General features: G+C 39.5%; 19 protein-coding genes. 5 read left to right on the plus strand and 14 right to left on the minus strand.

Annotated features, from left to right (window positions below):
• Nucleotides 1–5: 5 nt before the first annotated feature.
• From OVN23_RS08755 to OVN23_RS08770, 4 genes are all read right to left on the minus strand, one after another.
• Nucleotides 6–827 (minus strand): phosphate ABC transporter ATPase, encoded by an 822-nt coding sequence (locus tag OVN23_RS08755; RefSeq protein WP_173217598.1) that lies wholly within the window; start codon nt 825–827, stop codon nt 6–8.
• A 136-nt stretch (nt 828–963) separates the two neighbouring features.
• On the minus strand, nt 964–1,821 hold the full coding sequence (locus tag OVN23_RS08760; RefSeq protein ID WP_000192089.1) for a bifunctional methylenetetrahydrofolate dehydrogenase/methenyltetrahydrofolate cyclohydrolase: 858 nt from the start codon (nt 1,819–1,821) through the stop codon (nt 964–966).
• Between the two features lie 158 nt (nt 1,822–1,979).
• On the minus strand, nt 1,980–2,714 hold the full coding sequence (locus OVN23_RS08765) for an amino acid ABC transporter ATP-binding protein (protein ID WP_112443516.1): 735 nt from the start codon (nt 2,712–2,714) through the stop codon (nt 1,980–1,982).
• Nucleotides 2,714–3,397, minus strand: a complete 684-nt coding sequence (locus OVN23_RS08770; protein WP_001011642.1) for an amino acid ABC transporter permease — start codon at nt 3,395–3,397, stop codon at nt 2,714–2,716. The genes OVN23_RS08765 and OVN23_RS08770 overlap by 1 nt, the downstream gene beginning before the upstream one ends.
• A gap of 189 nt (nt 3,398–3,586) precedes the next feature.
• Between OVN23_RS08770 and OVN23_RS08775 the strand changes: the two genes are divergently transcribed.
• From OVN23_RS08775 to OVN23_RS08785, 3 genes are all read left to right on the plus strand, one after another.
• Nucleotides 3,587–3,817 (plus strand): DUF1797 family protein, encoded by a 231-nt coding sequence (locus OVN23_RS08775; RefSeq protein WP_000443574.1) that lies wholly within the window; start codon nt 3,587–3,589, stop codon nt 3,815–3,817.
• 228 nt (nt 3,818–4,045) lie between these two features.
• Nucleotides 4,046–6,304, plus strand: coding sequence for an ATP-dependent Clp protease ATP-binding subunit (locus OVN23_RS08780; RefSeq protein ID WP_112443515.1), 2,259 nt, complete (start codon nt 4,046–4,048; stop codon nt 6,302–6,304).
• A 130-nt stretch (nt 6,305–6,434) separates the two neighbouring features.
• On the plus strand, nt 6,435–6,887 hold the full coding sequence (locus OVN23_RS08785) for an NUDIX hydrolase (RefSeq protein WP_267240980.1): 453 nt from the start codon (nt 6,435–6,437) through the stop codon (nt 6,885–6,887).
• On the opposite strand, the gene OVN23_RS08790 is transcribed toward OVN23_RS08785, so the two are convergent.
• Complete coding sequence (locus OVN23_RS08790) at nt 6,884–7,030, minus strand: hypothetical protein (RefSeq protein ID WP_000693452.1); 147 nt, start codon at nt 7,028–7,030, stop codon at nt 6,884–6,886. The genes OVN23_RS08785 and OVN23_RS08790 overlap by 4 nt on opposite strands.
• Before the next feature lie 67 nt (nt 7,031–7,097).
• On the opposite strand from OVN23_RS08790, the gene OVN23_RS08795 reads away from it, so the two are divergent.
• Nucleotides 7,098–7,397 carry a DUF1827 family protein gene (locus tag OVN23_RS08795; protein WP_000767194.1) on the plus strand — a complete coding sequence of 100 codons (300 nt, stop codon included), beginning with the start codon at nt 7,098–7,100 and terminating at the stop codon, nt 7,395–7,397.
• A 185-nt stretch (nt 7,398–7,582) separates the two neighbouring features.
• Here OVN23_RS08795 and ezrA read toward each other — a convergent pair whose 3' ends face one another.
• From ezrA to OVN23_RS08830, 7 genes are all read right to left on the minus strand, one after another.
• Nucleotides 7,583–9,310, minus strand: coding sequence for a septation ring formation regulator EzrA (gene ezrA, locus OVN23_RS08800; protein WP_173217600.1), 1,728 nt, complete (start codon nt 9,308–9,310; stop codon nt 7,583–7,585).
• 81 nt (nt 9,311–9,391) lie between these two features.
• On the minus strand, nt 9,392–11,338 hold the full coding sequence (gene gyrB / locus OVN23_RS08805; RefSeq protein ID WP_173217602.1) for a DNA topoisomerase (ATP-hydrolyzing) subunit B: 1,947 nt from the start codon (nt 11,336–11,338) through the stop codon (nt 9,392–9,394).
• A 14-nt stretch (nt 11,339–11,352) separates the two neighbouring features.
• On the minus strand, nt 11,353–11,916 hold the full coding sequence (locus OVN23_RS08810; RefSeq protein WP_173217604.1) for an HAD family hydrolase: 564 nt from the start codon (nt 11,914–11,916) through the stop codon (nt 11,353–11,355).
• Between the two features lie 84 nt (nt 11,917–12,000).
• Nucleotides 12,001–12,555, minus strand: a complete 555-nt coding sequence (locus tag OVN23_RS08815) for a DJ-1 family glyoxalase III (protein WP_112443511.1) — start codon at nt 12,553–12,555, stop codon at nt 12,001–12,003.
• Nucleotides 12,556–12,565: 10 nt separating this feature from the next.
• On the minus strand, nt 12,566–13,789 hold the full coding sequence (locus OVN23_RS08820) for an FtsW/RodA/SpoVE family cell cycle protein (protein WP_112443510.1): 1,224 nt from the start codon (nt 13,787–13,789) through the stop codon (nt 12,566–12,568).
• Nucleotides 13,790–13,825: 36 nt separating this feature from the next.
• On the minus strand, nt 13,826–16,276 hold the full coding sequence (locus OVN23_RS08825) for a bifunctional DnaQ family exonuclease/ATP-dependent helicase (protein ID WP_173217606.1): 2,451 nt from the start codon (nt 16,274–16,276) through the stop codon (nt 13,826–13,828).
• A 198-nt stretch (nt 16,277–16,474) separates the two neighbouring features.
• Nucleotides 16,475–17,404: a peptidase U32 family protein gene (locus tag OVN23_RS08830; protein ID WP_173217608.1), complete on the minus strand. Its 930-nt coding sequence runs from the start codon at nt 17,402–17,404 to the stop codon at nt 16,475–16,477.
• A 139-nt stretch (nt 17,405–17,543) separates the two neighbouring features.
• On the opposite strand from OVN23_RS08830, the gene OVN23_RS08835 reads away from it, so the two are divergent.
• Complete coding sequence (locus tag OVN23_RS08835; RefSeq protein ID WP_112443507.1) at nt 17,544–17,831, plus strand: DUF3270 domain-containing protein; 288 nt, start codon at nt 17,544–17,546, stop codon at nt 17,829–17,831.
• A gap of 28 nt (nt 17,832–17,859) precedes the next feature.
• On the opposite strand, the gene ciaH is transcribed toward OVN23_RS08835, so the two are convergent.
• Nucleotides 17,860–19,194: a two-component system sensor histidine kinase CiaH gene (gene ciaH / locus OVN23_RS08840; protein ID WP_173217610.1), complete on the minus strand. Its 1,335-nt coding sequence runs from the start codon at nt 19,192–19,194 to the stop codon at nt 17,860–17,862.
• A complete protein-coding gene (gene ciaR, locus OVN23_RS08845; protein WP_000590628.1) occupies nt 19,184–19,858 on the minus strand; it encodes a two-component system response regulator CiaR in 675 nt (224 codons plus the stop codon). The genes ciaH and ciaR overlap by 11 nt, the downstream gene beginning before the upstream one ends.
• Nucleotides 19,859–19,897: the final 39 nt, after the last annotated feature.

Below are 19,897 nucleotides of genomic sequence, written 5' to 3' on the forward strand. Positions count from 1 at the left end.
CTCAACTATCCTTTATCTGATTGTTTTAAAACAACTTGATAGACTTTCTTAGTCCACTCTTCTAAGTCTTCTCCAGCATAGTCAAGATAATGCACCCTATCTTGTATTTTAGTTGGAATAATATTTTCAAATTGGCTCTTATTATGAGTTGGAATAATACAAATATACAACTCACTAAATAAATTCAACATGTCCTTAATTTTTGCAACATGGTAGCCATCAAAAATATAACCAGTAACTTTAATCAAATCTGTATAGATAAAATGAAAACTCACTCCAGGAATAAACTTGTCTTGTAATTCTTTCTCTGAAGGAGCTCGACCTAATAAACGCTCCATCGCTAATCGATAACCAGAACTTGTATTTGACCACCCTAACATGACATAGTCAAAATAATCTATCGGATCCGATGCAGCATTTCTACTATCCAAAACCAACTCCTCAGCATCTCGCCCAAAGGCTTTCACAGCAGATAAGAGCTGACCTGTTTTAAAGATAGAAATCGCTGCATCTATAGTCGTAGTATGACTACAGTAGTCCGAAGTCACTAACCTCTTATGTAGATCATAAGTCGAGGCTACTCTTTTATCTGTAGGGGTAAATGGTGGCAGAAAGGGATGCTGATAGATGTAATCTAAAATTTCTTTTTTTAAACAAAAATCAGCACACTCAATACTTGTTTGACGTTTATGAAGTTTTTCGTAAGCTATAAATTTAGCAATTTTTTCTAATTCCCACTCTTGAATATTTGGATAATCAATTAGTGATAAGTAGTATATTCCATCCCATTGTAAACTATATTCCCCATTATAAATTTTTAAAATCATCTAATCACCTCACTCCATTATACAACAAAAAGGAGGCGCAGACCTCCTTTTATAAACTTATTTCTAAAATTTAATACTCATTTCTGCCATTTCAGATATAGCTATAGAAAATACACTCTCTTCAGCGATTTTTCTCTTATTTTCTATCCAATGTCCGAAGTGCTGCTTGATAAGTTTGCTCCATCAGCATAGTAATGGTCATAGGACCGACACCTCCAGGGACTGGCGTAATATGGCTAGCAAGTGGGGCAACTGCCTCATAATCCACATCCCCACAGAGCTTACCATTTTCATCTCGGTTCATCCCAACGTCAATGACTACCGCACCGGGTTTCACAAAGTCAGCAGTAACAAACTTGGCGCGACCGATTGCTACTACAAGAATATCCGCTTTTGCAGCCACCTTAGCGAGATTATGGGTGCGTGAGTGAGTCAAGGTCACTGTAGCATTCTTTGCCAAAAGAAGCTGGGCCATGGGTTTTCCAACGATATTAGAACGACCGATGACGACCGCATTTTTACCTTCCAAGTCAATCCCATATTCATGAAACATTTCCATAATTCCTGCAGGTGTTGATGGAATCATAACTGGATGTCCAGACCAAAGGCGTCCCATATTTAGAGGATGGAAACCATCCACATCCTTTTCTGGGTCAATAGCCAATAGAACCGCCTCTTCATCGATATGTTTTGGTAATGGCAACTGAACCAAAATCCCATGCCAAGCTGGATCTTGATTGTATTTGGCAATCAAGTCTAACAATTCCTCTTGAGTAATGGTCTCTGGAACTCGCACTACTTCGCTACGGAAACCAGCCGCAAGAGCTGACCTCTCCTTGTTGCGAACGTAGACTTGGCTGGCTGGATTGTCCCCAACCAAAATCACTACCAAACCAGGCACTAGACCTGTTTCTTCCTTTAATTTTGCAGTCTTTTCAGCCAACTGCCCCTGCAATTTGGCAGCTAAAGCTTTCCCATCAATAATCTGTGTCATATCACTTCTCTTTTCTTTTCTTTCAAATATCTTCCATTATACCAAAAACTGCTAGTACCCTCTAACACTTCTTTCCTAGGCAATCCTATAGTTTCAAACTATAAGAAAAAGCTCTGGTTGAGCTTTTCACTAATCTTGTCTTGAAATTTTAAAATAGATTATAAAACCTTACTCAAGAAGTCCTTAGTCCGTTGTTCTTGGGTTTGTTCAAAAATCTGTTCAGGTGTTCCGTCTTCAACAACCACACCGTCTGCCATAAAGATAACACGATCTGCCACCTCGCGGGCAAATCCCATCTCATGTGTTACGATAACCATGGTCATTCCTGACTTGGCAAGGTCTTGCATAACAGCCAATACCTCACCTACCATCTCAGGATCCAAGGCTGAAGTTGGTTCGTCAAAGAGCAAAACATCTGGTTCCATAGCCAAACCACGCGCGATGGCAATCCGTTGTTGCTGACCACCTGACAAACTCTGTGGATAAGCGTCTGCCTTATCTGGCAAACCAACTTTTTCCAAAAGCTCTTGGGCTCTCTTCTCAGCCACTGTCTTGCTCTCACCTTTGGTCTTGATAGGTGACAAGGTGATATTTTCCATCACAGTCATATTAGGAAAGAGATTAAATTGTTGGAAAACCATGCCCATCTTCTCACGCATGGCAAACAGGTCATTCTTCTTGTCCGTAATATCGACTCCCTCAAAGATAACCTTCCCCTTTGTTGCTTCTTCCAACAAATTCATAGAGCGAAGCAAGGTAGATTTCCCGCTCCCCGAAGGACCGATGATAACAACAACTTCTCCTCTTTTAATCTCGAGGTTGATGCCCTTCAATACTTCATTCTTTCCAAAGGATTTATGTAAATTTTCAATTTTTATCAAGGTTTCTGTCATTATTTCTTATCTCCTTGTCCCATACGTTTTTCAAAAGCTTTCAAGGCTACTGTCAAAATAGAAGTCATAATCAAGTAATAAAAGGCTGCAAATAAAAGTGGTGTTAAAGGTAGGTAGGTTGTTGTAGAAACTGTTGTAGCACCGTTCCACAACTCCATAACCCCAATAGCTGATAAGAGGGAGCTGTCCTTGATAATGGTGATAAATTCGTTCCCCAATGCTGGCAAAATATTTTTGATTGCTTGTGGCAAAATCACATACCGCATCGCATTTTTAGGACGAATCCCTAGCGAATAAGCCGCTTCTAGCTGACCTTTTGGAACTGCATTGATTCCGGCACGAACAGTCTCAGAAACATAAGCACCACTGTTCATAGAAATAATCAAAATCCCTGGAATCAGACGAGAAAGGTCAACACCCAAAATTCCAACCTGAATAGTCGGAGCATTGATATGCATTAGAGCAAAGGCAATCATAATCTGAACCATCATCGGTGTCCCGCGGAAAATCCAAACGTACAAGTTGGCCAGCCAAACAAGCGGTTTAAACTTTGAACGTTGCCCAAAAGCCAAGACAACACCCAAAATAGTTCCCAAAAAGACAACACAGATAGAAATGAGAACCGTCACAACAGCCCCATAGTTAAAATAAGGTAAATACTTAGGTAAAAAAGAAAAATTCATAGTCACACTGCTTTCTAAAATAGAGTACTGTATGATTATAACATGCATTGAATTAAAATTCAAATCTTTTATCCAATTTATTTAAAAATCTTTAAACTAGCAGAATTAGCGAGAAATCTTAGTTTTTTCTAGTCAAGTTGGCCTCCTTTATGGTAAAATAGTAACGATAAGAAATGAAGGAGAATCAAAATGGAATCACATTTGGTTAGAATCATCAACCGCCTTGAAGCAATGGCAAACGATGGCGGAAATTTAAAACGTAATTTTGAACGCGAAGGAGTTGTTGTTGCAGAAGTTGCATACAGCCACGACGAAGAAAACGGATCAATCTTTACCCTTCGTGATGTAGAAGCTCGCGAAACTTATACTTTTGATAGCATTGACTTAATTGCAATGGAGATTTACGAACTCCTCTACTAATCTAAAGCAAGCTGGGATTGCCCCTGCATGTCTAACCAAAATCCTTTTTGTCTCACAAATAGGATTTTTTTTAGTCCAAATTCACAAAAATTTTCATTGTAACAACTTCTCAAAGCTTCAATCTTTTTACTTGCTTTACACCCCAATCCTGTTATAATGAGAGTATAGGAATTTGACTATTTTTGACCTTTGAACAGGTCAGGCTAAAGAAAGAAATGAGGTAGATGTATGCTTTGTCAAAACTGTAAAATCAACGACTCAACAATTCATCTTTACACCAATCTCAATGGAAAACAAAAACAAATTGACCTCTGTCAAAACTGCTACAAGATTATCAAAACAGATCCTAATAACAGTCTCTTTAAAGGAATGACAGATTTGAACAATCGTGATTTCGATCCTTTTGGTGATTTCTTCAATGATCTAAACAATTTCAGACCTTCTAGCAATACTCCTCCTATTCCCCCAACCCAATCAGGTGGAGGTTACGGTGGAAACGGCGGTTATGGTTCCCAAAATCGTGGATCTGCTCAAACTCCGCCCCCAAGCCAAGAAAAAGGCCTGCTAGAAGAATTTGGTATCAACGTAACTGAGATTGCCCGTCGTGGAGACATTGACCCCGTTATCGGGCGCGACGATGAGATTATCCGTGTCATCGAGATTCTCAATCGTAGAACCAAGAATAATCCTGTCCTTATCGGTGAACCAGGTGTCGGAAAAACGGCCGTTGTCGAAGGTCTAGCTCAGAAAATCGTTGATGGCGATGTTCCACATAAACTCCAAGGCAAACAAGTCATCCGCTTGGATGTGGTTAGCTTGGTTCAAGGAACAGGTATCCGAGGACAATTTGAAGAACGCATGCAAAAACTCATGGAAGAAATTCGCAAACGTGAGGATATTATCCTCTTTATCGATGAAATCCATGAAATTGTCGGTGCAGGTTCTGCGAGCGATGGTAATATGGATGCTGGAAATATCCTCAAGCCAGCCCTTGCTCGTGGAGAACTGCAACTTGTCGGCGCTACTACCCTCAATGAATACCGTATCATTGAAAAGGATGCTGCCTTAGAGCGTCGTATGCAGCCTGTCAAAGTCGATGAACCAACGGTGGACGAAACAATCATTATCCTCAAAGGAATTCAAAAGAAATACGAAGACTATCACCACGTTCAATATACCGATGCTGCAATTGAAGCAGCTGCAACTCTTTCCAATCGTTATATTCAAGACCGCTTCTTACCTGACAAGGCCATTGACCTCCTAGATGAAGCAGGTTCTAAGATGAACTTGACCTTGAATTTTGTGGATCCTAAAGTCATTGATCAGCGCTTGATTGAGGCTGAAAATCTCAAATCTCAAGCTACACGAGAAGAAGATTTTGAGAAGGCTGCCTATTTCCGCGACCAGATTGCCAAGTATAAAGAAATGCAAAAGAAAAAGGTCACAGACCAAGATACTCCTATCATCAGCGAGAAAACTATTGAGCACATTATTGAGCAGAAAACCAATATCCCTGTTGGTGATTTGAAAGAGAAAGAACAATCTCAACTCATCCATCTAGCCGAAGATCTCAAGTCTCATGTTATTGGACAAGATGATGCTGTCGATAAGATTGCCAAGGCTATTCGCCGTAATCGTGTCGGTCTCGGTACACCTAACCGCCCAATCGGAAGCTTCCTCTTCGTCGGACCAACTGGTGTCGGTAAGACAGAACTTTCCAAACAACTAGCTATCGAACTCTTTGGTTCTGCTGACAGTATGATTCGCTTTGATATGAGTGAATACATGGAAAAACATAGTGTGGCTAAGTTGGTCGGCGCTCCTCCAGGTTATGTTGGCTATGATGAGGCTGGTCAATTAACTGAAAAAGTTCGCCGCAATCCATATTCTCTCATCCTTCTCGATGAAGTGGAAAAAGCTCACCCTGATGTTATGCACATGTTCCTCCAGGTCTTGGATGATGGTCGTTTGACAGATGGGCAAGGACGTACCGTCAGCTTTAAGGATGCCATCATCATCATGACTTCAAATGCAGGTACAGGTAAGGCCGAAGCTAGCGTTGGTTTTGGGGCAGCGCGCGAAGGACGTACCAACTCTGTTCTCGGTGAACTCGGCAACTTCTTTAGCCCAGAATTTATGAATCGTTTTGACGGCATCATCGAGTTCAAAGCTCTCAGCAAAGACAACCTCCTTCAAATCGTCGAGCTTATGCTAGCTGATGTTAATAAGCGCCTCTCTAGCAACAATATCCATCTCGATGTGACAGACAAAGTCAAGGAAAAATTGGTTGACCTCGGTTATGATCCAAAAATGGGAGCACGCCCACTTCGCCGGACTATTCAAGACTATATTGAGGACGCAATCACTGACTACTACCTTGAAAATCCAAGCGAAAAAGACCTCAAGGCAGTTATGACCAGCAAGGGCAAGATTCAAATTAAGTCTGCCAAAAAAGCTGAAGTGAAAGCTTCTGAAACAGAAAAATAAATACTATATAAAATAAGTAGAAAATGAAAATTTTCTGCTTCTTTTTTACTAAAATAACTGTAATTTCTTGACAGCTTGCCCTTTGTCCATTATGATAATAATAACGATACTAGATAATGAGGAAAATGCAATGGCAAACCCAACTTTCGGAGAAAAAAAAGCGAATACAGACTATGTTGCACGCTATGGAGTATATGCAGTTATTCCTGACGCTGAACAAAAACAAATAGTTTTAGTTCAAGCTCCTAATGGTGCTTGGTTCTTACCAGGTGGCGAAATTGAAGCAGGGGAAAATCATCAGGAAGCCCTAAAACATGAATTGATTGAAGAACTTGGATTCACTGCTGAAATTGGTACCTATTACGGACAAGCTGACGAATATTTCTACTCTCGTCACCGTGATACCTACTACTACAATCCTGCCTACCTCTATGAAGCGACTTCTTTCAAAGAAGTGCAAAAGCCACTAGAAGACTTTAATCATATTGCTTGGTTCCCTATTGATGAGGCTATTGAAAATCTTAAACGTGGTAGCCATAAATGGGCCATCCAATCTTGGAAAAAACAGCATAAGATTGGCTAATACTCTTCGAAAATCTCTTCAAACCACGTCAGCGTCGCCTTACCGTAGATATGGTCACTGACTTCGTCAGTCTTATCTACAACCTCAAAACTGTGTTTTGAGCAGCCTACGGCTAGCTTCCTAGTTTGCTCTTTGATTTTCATTGAGTATAAATCAAGCGACTTTATTCAAAAAGTGCTATAATAGAATTAGAAAATCGGAGGAAATATTATGAAGCTTATCAATACGACAAACTCACACTCGCAACTTGTAAAAAGCCAGCTAGAAAGTACAGATGCAACCCTTGTTGAGGTTTACTCAGCAGGAAATACTGATGTTATTTTTACCCAAGCGCCGCTTCACTATGAAATCCTCATCTCAAATAAACACCGTGCTATTCGTGAGCCTGAAATCGAAACCATTCAAGAATTTTTCTTGAAACGTAAAATTGATAAGGACTCTATTGATGAAGCCAATATCAAGACACTCTACTCAGAGAAATTGATTGGAATTTCAATCCCAATCAAGTAAGGAAATTGAGTAAAAACTCGATTTGAGAGAAAGTCCAATAAGTCTTTCCATAATAAAACGCATAGTAGCAAGAGTTTTTACACCCGCTATTATGCGTTTTTATCATTTTGAAATCTTTTGCTCACGATATTACTATAGAAAAAGATTTGATTCTGCTCCTCACACAATCAAATCTTTTTCTTTTATTAAAAACGAATCGTTTCACGTGTTTTCTCATATGAGGTAACAAAGCGGTTGGTTACACCAGGCTCTGCCACTTCCAATGCTTGAGAAATCTTGTCAAATGAAGCGCGATAATCAAATTCTTTTTCAAAAATCTCTAAAGCTTCGTTAAATGCTTCTTGAATGCGTTCATCAAATGAGCGATAGCGGTTAGAATATTGTAAGAGTTGCTCTGTCAAGGTTGCATACTGTACAATATTATAAGTTTCCGTTTCTAAAGCTTCCATATCATTCGTTGCAATTTCAAGAACTCGGGTAACAGATTCAATGTTAATCATTTTCTGTTCTAACTCAACCATTAAATCCTCGGTATTATTGCTTGCCGTAAAGAATAACTTCAAGAAAGTTTGTGGAATACCTGGCAGATTGCGTTTTTCCATGTATCGCTTGATAGTATGGAGACGATTGACATAAACATTGGCCTTTTGACGTGCATTGATATCATCTTTCTCAATTTGTGTCAGGCGCTCACTAACTGAAATTTGCTCATCTTCAATATCTTTTAGTTGAGTTTGTAAATCCTCAAGATTTTCTTCAAGAACTGAATAAGCTTGGGTTGGTTCTTCTTGATTTGAAGTTACCTCAACAATAGCTGCCTCAAAACTCTCTAATTCTGTCTGAATACGACGAACATGGCTTGCAGCTGTCTCAGGAAGTAAATAGGTCTTGCTCAAACGTGCAATATCTTCTCCCAATAAAATATTATTCTCTTTCATATGTTGAAGGTAAGTTGGAAGAGTTGCAAGTAGATTTTCCACTACTTTCTGAGCAGCAATTTCTCGAGTAAAAATATCATACAAGGCATTGATTTCCTCTTGTGCCTGTCCATTCTCATATTCGGCATTATCCAATTCCAACTGACGAATATTCTCTTGGTTTTTCTTGAATGCTTCATAAAGCAAGTGGAAACGTGCTTCAATATCCGTTTCAACAAAATGATAATTAGCATCAATTAGTTTACGATAACCATCTTCTAAATCTTCTAGTTGATCTGGTAGCTCTTTAGATAATGTTGTTACAATTGCTGGTATACGATCAACAATATGTGTCAAAGCCAAGATATGATTTTCAGCATTATCCAAAATCACTGCGGCTTCCACAGGGTCACCCGATGAATTCAAGGTTACAAATTGTGAAAATTCAGATTGGATATTTTCTAATTGTTTTTCAATTTCATCCAAGGCTTGACCATACTGTTCTGAATTTTCAGCAACTCTATGCTGAAGTTCCTCAAATAAATCCAAAGCATGGAGAACACGACCACTATTTTTAGATTCTTGCTTCTCTAAGTCTGCCAAAGCATTGCGAATTTCAGCAATATCTTCTTCAATCAAAGTAATTTGACTCTCAATTTGGTCAATTTGATGACTGGCCTTGAGAAAACGAAATGAATGGTTATAGCCTTCTGCTTCAAAGAGATTATTTTCAATATCGGCAAAAGAGTTGAGAGATAAATCGACCCATTTTTGATTCCATTCACGGAAAGCCACTTGACTTTGTCCAATCAAGTGCATATTTTTTACAGCTTCTACTTCATCATTTACTGGAAGATTGTATAGTTCTTCTTTTCTTTCTTCTAGCGCCTCTAATCTTCCCTCGTTTCGCTTACGTAGAAAGATTGCCACTACATAAGCCAGAACTAAAATGACTGCAATTGCAACCATTAAATAAATTAGTTGTCCATTAGACATATCAAACTCCTTTTTTACTTGAAACAATCGTAATGATTATATCATATTTTTTAGACCAAGGGAACTACTTCTCCCAATTTTTTAGACATCCAACGTGCTATAGACAGCATTTTCTTCGATAAACTCACGACGAGGTTCTACTCGATCCCCCATCAACATATCAAAGATTTTATCTGCTTCTGCAGCATCGTCCACAGAAACTCTGGCCATCAAGCGATGTTCGGGATCCATGGTTGTTTCCCATAATTGGTGATCATCCATTTCACCCAGACCTTTATAACGCTGAATGGTTGGTTTGGCACGTCCTTCACTATGGCGGGCTAAAGCTTCTTGGAGTTTAATTTCTTGATCTGCTCCTGGCTGAATATATTCTTTAATCTCGCTTCCAACCTTGACACCATAGATTGGTGGTTGGGCGATATAAACATAACCAGCTTCTAGGATTGGTTTCATATAACGATAAATCAAGGTCAAAAGAAGGGTACGAATGTGGGCTCCATCGACATCGGCATCGGTCATCAAAACGAGTTTTTGGTAACGGGCTTTCGAAACATCAAATTCTGCCCCAAATCCTGTTCCCATCGCTGTGAAAAGACTACGAATTTCTTCGTTAGCTAGAATCTTATCCATACTTGCCTTTTCAACGTTCAAAATCTTACCGCGGATTGGAAGAATTGCCTGAAATTCACGGTTACGACCCGATTTGGCTGATCCACCAGCTGAGTCTCCTTCGACGATGAAGAGTTCTGTTTCAGCAGGATTGTTAGAAGAACAGTCTGCTAGTTTACCTGGAAGGTTGGAAATTTCCAAACCAGATTTTTTACGGGTGACTTCACGCGCACGCTTGGCAGCTACACGAGCCTTAGCAGCTAAAATCCCTTTTTCCACGATACGTTTGGCAATCTGTGGATTTTCCATGAGGAAATCGGAGAAAGCATCACTGAAGAGGCGATTGGTAATCTTGACCACTTCACTATTTCCCAATTTGGTCTTGGTTTGTCCTTCAAACTGCGGATTTGGGTGTTTAACTGAGATAACTGCAGTCAGGCCTTCACGGACATCTTCCCCTGTTAAGTTGTCTTCATTATCTTTCAGTAACTTATTCTTACGTGCATAATCGTTGATAACACGTGTCAAGGCTGTACGGAAACCTTGTTCATGCGTTCCACCTTCATGGGTATGAATATTATTGGCGAAACTCATGACATTTTCATGGTAACCCGTTGTGTACTGCATGGCTACCTCAACTGTGATATCATCCATCTCACCATCTGTATAGATTGGTGTATCAAAGATAACATCCTTGTTCTCGTTGATATATTCAACGTAACTAGCAATCCCACCTTCATAATGATAGTGCTTGGTTTGTTCCAAACCTTCACGCTTATCTGTGATGGAGATTTGAAGACCGCGATTTAGAAAGGCTAACTCTTGAATCCGTTTATTTAATTTATCAAAATCAAAGGTTGTTGTTTCAGCAAAGATTTCTGGGTCTGGTGTGAAGTGAACCGTTGTTCCAGTTCTATCTGTATCTCCGACTACCTCAAGGTCTGCGACAACATGACCACGACGGTATTCTTGGTAATGAATCTTACCGTTTTTGTGGACATGAACATCTAATTGAGTGGAAAGGGCGTTAACTACTGATGACCCTACTCCGTGAAGACCACCTGAGACCTTATAGCCGCCACCGCCGAATTTTCCTCCAGCATGAAGAACCGTAAAGACTGTCTCAACAGCAGGTCGGCCTGTTTTTTCCTGAATATCGACTGGGATACCACGCCCATCATCGACAACAGTAATCGAATCATCTGGCTCAATAAAGACTTGAATATGACTGGCAAATCCTGCCAGGGCCTCATCAATTGAGTTATCAACAATTTCCCAGACTAGATGGTGAAGACCTTCTTTTGAAGTTGACCCGATATACATCCCTGGACGCATCCGAACAGCCTCTAAGCCCTCTAAAACTTGAATTTGACTGGCATCATAATCCTGTGCCTGCAGATTTTTGATTTCTTCTGTCATCTTATTCCTTTTTCTTACATGTCTAATACTTGTCTTAAATTCACGATACTGGTAAACAAGTGGGTATCCAGTCCTGCAGCTTGACCTGCTTCAATATCAATCGGCCGATCACCAATGACAAGACCAGAGCCAATCTGATATTTTTCTCTTAAATAAATCATAGACTCAGGATTTGGCTTTCTCTTAAAGCCTGAGCTAGAAGTCACTACTTCCGTAAAATAGGTTGCTATAGAAGTTTTTTCTAAAATTTCTAAGAGCTGATTATTTCGATGAGAGACCAAAAAATGACGGCCACCTTGATTTGAAATATCTTCCAATAAGTCAGAAACTCCTTCAAATAAAATCGGGTGTTCTAGCTCTCTGGCTTCATTTTCCTTGTATTTTTCTAAAAAATGCTCTAAGTTGGGAGCGAATGTCTCAATCGCAAAATCAGTAGAAACCTTTAAAGCTTGATAGACACTATCGTGGTCTTGTGTGATGCCATACAGTGCCAATGTTTCAACAAAGGCAGCTGTTGAAGTTTCATAATTATCCAGTAAAGTTCCACCTAAATCCCAGATATAATCGTGATATTTCATACCCTTCATTATAGCATTTTTTTATGAAAAAAGCGATGATTTCCCTGATTTTTCCACATGAAAAACGAGAGAATAACTCCCGTTTTACTGATTTTTACCAAAGACATCTCGATAGAGCATTCCTGTTCGTAAAGTCTCTGCGTCTCCTCCTAATTGCTCCACCAACTCGTAGGCAAAGGCAAGGGCTGTTGATGGACCTCGACTGGTTATCAAATGACCATCTACCACTACTGTTTCCTTGACGTAGTGACCATCAAGGATTTGCTCTTGAACACCGTCATAACAAGTGTACTGCTTGTTTTTCAATAGCCCTGCTTGATTGAGGGCAATTGGCGCCGCACAAATAGCTGCCAGTTTCTTCCCTTCTCGTTCGAAACTTTGCAATTCTTGCATCAAAGCCTGATTATCGCGCAAATGTGCAGAACCAGGCATCCCTCCAGGAAGGACAATCATGTCATAGTCTGATAAATCACCATCAAAGACACGATCTGCTCTTACTTGGATTGCGTGCGAGCCTGTCACTTGCTCTTCAAATCCTACCATATGACAAGTGATATTGGCGCGACGCAAGACATCTACAACTGTCAAGGCTTCAATTTCTTCAAAGCCCTGAGCTAACATAACTGCTACTGTTACCATGATTTTCTCCTTATTTGATTTGTTTTAATACAACCTTTTTCCGTTTGAATGGAACTTTTCCGCTCTTTTCTTCAGCTAGATTAGTCTGGTAACTCATCGATAAAAGCAAGCCAACACCAATCAAATTACTGATAATAGCTGATCCCCCTTGCGAAATAAAAGGCAAGGGAATCCCAGTCAAAGGAAGCAAACCTGTTACGGCACCGATATTCTCAAAGATATGAAAGAGTAACATCATAATCAAGCCAGTGGAAATATAGGTGTAGAATTGGTTATTTGATTTCAGAGTAATCTTCAACATACGATAAATCAACATGAGATAAAGGGCGATAACAAGGACAGAGCCAATAAAGCCAAAATCTTCTGCAATGACCGTGAAAATCATATCCGACTCTCGAACTGGGATAAGCAGATTCGAAGCATTAAATCCCTGACCAAATAAGCCACCACTCCCAATGGCAATCTGCCCTTGAGCCTGCTGGTAAGTCGTTGTTTGGGCAAACTCAAAGGGATTGAGCCAAGCCAAAATCCGATTGATTTGGTAGGTCGGCATTCCAATCTGGTGAAGAAAAGCTCGTCCGTCCTTGCTAAGAAAGATTGCTAAGAAACCAGCAACTCCTGTTACAGCAGTCACAAATACTGGGATAATAATTTTCCAAGAAACCCCTGATAATAAAACGATTCCTGAAAAAATGGCTACAAAAACCAAAGCCGTCCCCAAGTCACTTTGAAGTGCCAAAAGAACTAGGACTGGAATGGTAAAGAGAATCATCCAAAAAATTAACAAAAAGTCCAGCGGAACCGTGCGTCTCCATTCCTTATGTTTCTTTGTAAATTGAACTATCACACGAGCCAACATGAGAATATAGGATATCTTCATAAATTCTGACGGTTGGAATAGGGTAATTCCATTTATTGATACCCAGTTTTTGGCACCCGTTGATGCAACCAGGCTTGGATTATAAAAGACGATCGGCAAAACCATGAGTCCCAAGCCTAAAATATATAGAAAGGGGGTCACCTTCCAAAGAAACTCTGTATTGAAGAGCATGACGATAAAACCAATCACAAGCCCCAAGGCAATCCAGGCGACCTGCTGCCCTAAAATGGGCAGAATATTATTTGGATAATCATGACTAACGGCTATATAGATAGCCACCACGCCAATAACCAGTAGAAAAAATACTGGCAAGAGCAAACTATAATCGACTCTAGAGTCGAGAGAACGTTTCATATACACTAACCTTATACTTTCATACAATACTATTTATCAAAGTTCATTTAAAAATCTATCAATAGCCTCATTAACTTCAGATTGAGCAATCGTTGTAACACTCGCTTCTTTTGCTAGAGAAGTCACTATTTGCTTGCCGTATCGTTTTCCGACAATTCTCCTATCCAGAATGAGGGTTAAGGAACGTTGGTGTTCACGTCTCATACTTCTTCCCAAAGCCTGTTTTAAACGAATAATAGCCATCGGCAATTGATAATCATAAAAGGCATTTTTCCCTTCTTGATTCAGTTCCTGATTGATCTTTTTCGTCAAGGGTTCTTGGGGATTTTGGAAAGGAAGTCTTGATACAACTTGAATCACAAAAGGATGACTTGAAAAATCAACTCCCTCCCAGAAACTTGCTGCACCAAGCAGGATTTGTTGTTCACCTTTTTCAAAGCGTTTCTTTAGCTGATGAACATCCCCATTTTTATACTGGGACAAGTGGTTAACTGGAAGTAAATCCGATACTGCTAGAAGCATGTCTTTAGCAGTAAAGAGAACCAAAATCGGTTGCTGGAAAGCTTGAATTTCCACTAGTAAAGCAGCTACCTCTCTGGCATAGACTTCTAAGGAGGTTTCTGTTACCAGGGGAAAATCTTTGACCAAGACCACTTCTTGATCCTGTTTTTTACCAGCTTCAATCTTAACAAATTTGGCTTCAGGATAGCCTAGAAGGTCTGCCAAAGAAACTCTCTGACTAATCTCAAGAGTAGCCGATACTCCCAAGACTTGACATGAATTAGGTACTAAAGAAGATAGGAGAATACGGCCTGATTTTGTAGAAGAAATCTGAATTTTCTTTTGACTCGTTTCAATTGCTTCAAGCCAGTAATCTCGGTCAGCTGTAAAATAGCGAACCAGCTCCTCAAAGCCTTCTACCTCTAATTCTGAAAAATACTGGTGGAGATTGGCAAGAGAATCTAAGATATTTTTCCTAGATTTTCCAGACTGAAATTGTTCTATCAAGTAGAAGCACTCAAAGCGAATACTTTCTAGTATTCGTTGTTGAATCCTGTTTTCTTCTCCTACTAAAGCCTTATCAAGCAAAGCGATAATAGACTGGATATCGTGGGGCTCTTGAAGCAGATTTTCTAGAGCCAACAAGATCTTTTGAACTTCATCAATAATCAATAAACGGTCACTGATAAATTCAGGATTATCTTCCAGTCTGGTTACAAGATAGGCATGATTGGTCACTAAAAGCTTGCAGGTCTCTGCCCTTTCTTGACTACGTTTCCAAAAATCTTCTGTTACAAATAAACTTTTAGAAGATAACTTTCCGTCATGACGAAGATCTGTTAGAAAATGTTGATAACGGTAGAGTTGCCCAATCTCATCCAAATCCCCTGTCTCTGTCTCAGTCAACCAGACCAAGAGTTGCATTTTAAAACGTCTAAATAAGCGATTTTCATCATTTTCCTGCAAGGAACGATAAAAGGTATCCAACTTCAGATAATTGTGTGGTCCCTTTAAAGAATGAATATCTGTATGAAATACTTCCTTGAGACGTTTACCTTCTTCTTCCATGATTTGATTTTGAAGAATCTTTGTCGGAACACTAAGGACAATCTGACGATTTTCCACTTGGGACAAAGCGGGTAAGAGATAGCCATAAGTTTTCCCAATCCCAGTCGGCGCTTGAATCAGAGAGACAGGCTCATCTTTCAATAGCAAGCCAACCTCTTTAGCAAAACTTTCTTGTTCCTCCCTCACTTCAAGGTTCAACAAAGAAATATTTTTAGAAAAATCTTGAGATAGTTTTCGTGGCTCATTGGGAGCTGCAGTTTTCTTGAAATATAGCCCTTGAACTTCAATCAAGTCTGGAGAACTAAGGATAGATTGGTTGCGATAAATTTCCTCAATAACCAGGTAGGACTCATATAAGAGAGCGTCAGCCATTTCCAGCAAGCGTTCCAAGAGACCTTTCGGAAGCTGGGCCATCTTTTCCCGTAGAAATAAGAGTAATTCCGCTGTAGCTTGGGCGTCTGAAAGGGCTGTGTGAGCGTGTTTTAGAGGAATTCCTAATTCTCGGCACAATATCGGCAAACTATATTTTTCCAGTTCAGGGAAAAAGACTTGGGCCAATTCGACCGTGTCAACACGAGGATTTCTTAGTTCATAGCCTTCAAAAAATAAATTTTCCGCCAAAAGATTGGCATCAAACTGAACATTATGGGCTACAAAAAGCCCATCCTCCACCAAGTCAAAGATTTTTCTAGCAACTTGCGAAAAATCAGGTGCTTGCGCCAGACGTTGGTCTGTCAATCCTGTCAGTTCTTTGATATGAGCATCCAAGGGTTCATGTGGATTGACATCCGTCGTATAGTGATCGACGATTTTTCCGTCCTCAATCACGACAATTCCCACTTGGATAATTTTAGCCTTACTACCTGTGCTAGTTGCCTCTAAATCCACCACAACATAGCGATTACCAATCGTTTTCATTATAAAAAATTATACCAAAAAAAGGGCCATTTGGCACCTGCAAACATAGGATAATTTTCAAACTCAAGAAGGTCACTTTTCTTAAAAATCCTAATAAATAGAGCATCCTAGCCTACTTATTTTTTGAAAATATTGGAGAATAAGAAAAATTGAGAGAAGAAATGTTTGCATCTTTCTTCTCTCAACGAATCATTTACTTTATTTAACCATGTCAGGATCGTAGTCATAAAATCCTGTATCAAGGAAACGGTTTTTAGGGTGAAGTTTACGCACTTCTTCATCCAGCAAGAAGGCTTGGTCATGGCTAAAGTTGCCCTCTTGAATCAAGCTACGCACTTGGATAAAGAGTTTTGCAATCTCAACAAAGTTTTGACCTGGAGTATAAAGTCCTTCTAATTTCCAATGGGTAAAACCATGCTCCACCAATTCTGTCAATTTAGTCATCAAATCAAGGTCGTTATTGGCAAAGATATGGGTACCATGATTATCTTCAAAAATGGAATAGTGGCTCTCTGGGTCACTTGGCTCTGCCAAGAAGAGGTCACGCTTGCGCGTCTTTTCATCATCGATATGCGTAAAGTTATAGTAGTTTTGCAAAAGTGGACGTTTAGAATGATGGATGACACTAGCACCGTACACCAAAACTTCAGCAGGAATTTCTAAAATCTCTGGCATTTTGAAGAGTTCAGCCGATGGAATTTCACGCGCCAAAACAGCCTCAGATGCGCCAGCCTTTTGTCCCCAGAAGTTAATCTGACGACTGCTTGTCACCATGGTTGAAGCATCATAGATGGTCTTAAATGAATAACCATCGCGATTGACCACGTAAAAAACGCCTGCATCCCCAATCGTAATGTAATCGGCCTTAATTTCTTCCAAGAAATCGAGGAAGGGCTTAATACGATCCATCATGTCTTGGTGCATAAGGGCATTGACTGCAACAATCAATTCCTTATCAGCATCATGAACCAGCTTAGCGATTTCACGCAATTGGTCATGACTAAAGGTCGTTGGTAGACGAAGGCCAAAATCTTTCTCACCGACATAGATACGGTCTACGCCAGCTTCGAGCAATTGTTTAACTTGTTCAATACTTTCAGCAGTTGCTGTAATGATAATCTTTTCCATAGGAAAAATTATACCATATTTCTCCAAAATCAGCTATTCTTTGAAAATGAAAAGGGACCTTATTCTTTTTGTAACCTTTCTGTAATAATTCTCTGCTGAAAAAATGATAAAATAGGTATGTACTGTTAAGGAGAGAATCATGCCTGTAAGAAAATTACAATCCTATGAAGTAGACTATCAAGAAGAATTAAACCAGCAACTTCCTCATTATCAAGCTTATACACCTGAAGCACAAGCTGATAGCAATCTCAAAGAAATTTTATTTTTTGTCAATATCGCTGTTTTTTGTATCTGCATTGCTATCTTTAGTTTTATCTTTTTATCATTAAAATTAACAACTGTGCTCGCCTTACCTGCAGCAATAGTATCCAGCTTACTTGTTTTAAAAGTCCAACGCTCTATTATCAAACGAAAACTTAAAAAATAAACATATCGCCCCGTCTGGAGCGATATGTTTATTTTTTCTTTTTAGATGGTGTGTGAATGGCAATCTTCACTTCAAAGATTGTTCCCTTTGGCTTATTATCTTTAACAGTAATGGTTCCTTTTAGCGCATCTACAATTTGCTTGGCTAGGGACAATCCTAAACCAAAGCCACCTTTTTGCCGGGTTCTAGCCTTGTCGACTCGATAAAAACGATCAAAAATTTTCTTTTTATCTTCTGTCGAAATACCGACTCCATTATCGGAAACTAGCAAATAAAGATTACGATCGGTCGCCGAGATAAGAAAATCAATTTCACCATCCTCTTCAGTATACTTGACAGCATTATCAAATAAGATAGTCATCAACTGCTTCAAGAGCAGTTGATCCGTCACAATCGGACGATGGATCCGATTTTCAAAACGGAAGACACGATCATTTTCCGAAGCAATCATCTCATAGTTTGTGAAAGTCGTATTGAAAAAACTAGTTGGAACTTCTGCAAGCTCCGGCTTAATCCCATCATCTCTCCGAGCTAAGTTCAGCAAGTTTGTCGTCAAAAAACGCATATTTCGGACTTCTTCCAAACTCGATGCAATGCTTTCGCTCACATCCATAATGGTTGCTTCTGGCTTACGGAAAAGGGTCTCTAAGCGATTTTGCAAAACTGCAAGTGGAGTTCGTAACTCATGACTGGCATTTTCCACAAAGGACTGTTGCTTCTGCATGCTCTCAAGCAAAGGACGAACACTGACCCTAGCTAGATAGAGACTGGCAAGTAAAGACAAAATCCAGAAACTAGCCATCACGACCACAATCAATTGCTCATGCTTTTGACTGGCCTGCTCCAACTGACTGGTGTTAATCAAGACAGCAGCATACTTGATATTGGTTGAAACCGAACTGATATTCGTTTCCATCAAAATCATGCGATAGATTTCTTCTTGTCCATAGCTATTAAAAACTTGAATCTGGTAGATATGGCCTAGTTCTTTTTTCTCTAACTTAATCTTATCCAAGCCCAAAAATCGATTTCCAGAAAGGAGTTGGGTAAAATTCTTATCAAAGAGAATGACTTCCGTATTGGAACTGACATTGGGTTTTATCTCAGTCTTGCTAGTATCTGTAGCGGCATTTTCTAAATCTTTAATCTCTTCTGTTGCCCTATTTACAGCAAGCTGAATAACTGCCTGAGGATTTTCACTCAGTCCGTGGAGCTTATCATCCACTGAAGTATAGAGACTCGAGTGCATGACCTGCAAAATAATCAGAGTCATGGTAGAGAAAATCAGAGTGAAGACACCAAAGTTACGGATAAAATAACTAAAGTCATCCGCATACCATGTTTTTTTTAGTTTATTGAACATCTTTTAAAATATACCCAACACTGCGCAAGGTTTGTAAATTCTCTGCAAAAGTGGTTCCTTTTAATTTCTTACGGACTTTTGAAACATAGACTTCGACAACTGAAATCGTTGTATCACTATCAAATCCCCATAGACGATCAAAAATCTGCGTCTTAGGCAAAATAACATTTTGATTTTGAAGGAAATAAACTAGTAAATCGAACTCTTTCCCCAGCAATTCGACAGTAGTATCTTCAACCTTAACGGTATTGGTTGATAAATTGATGAGAATATCTCCATAAGATAGCGTATTTTCATTAAACTTACCTGAACGTTTGAGAAGGGCCTGAATCCGCATTTTGAGTTCTTCTAGGTAGAAAGGCTTGGTCAGATAATCATCCGCTCCCAGTTCAAATCCATGTCCCTTGTCATCCAAACTTTCCTTGGCGGTCATGATCAGAACTGGAGTCGTAATTCCCTTTTCACGCAATTCTTTCAAGACTTGGAAGCCATTTTTTTCTGGTAACATCAAATCGAGCAAAATCAAGTCATAGACACCACTTTCAGCTTCGTAGAGACCTTCTTCCCCATCAAATACCTGCATGACATCCGCAAAATCGTCTAAAAAGTCGAATACTGAATTTGACAAGCCTAGGTCATCCTCAACTAATAAGATTTTTATCATGAGAAACTCCTCCTTATTAAAACCATTATACCAAATTTG

Source organism: Streptococcus sp. Marseille-Q6488 (assembly GCF_946902925.1).
GTDB lineage: Bacteria > Bacillota > Bacilli > Lactobacillales > Streptococcaceae > Streptococcus.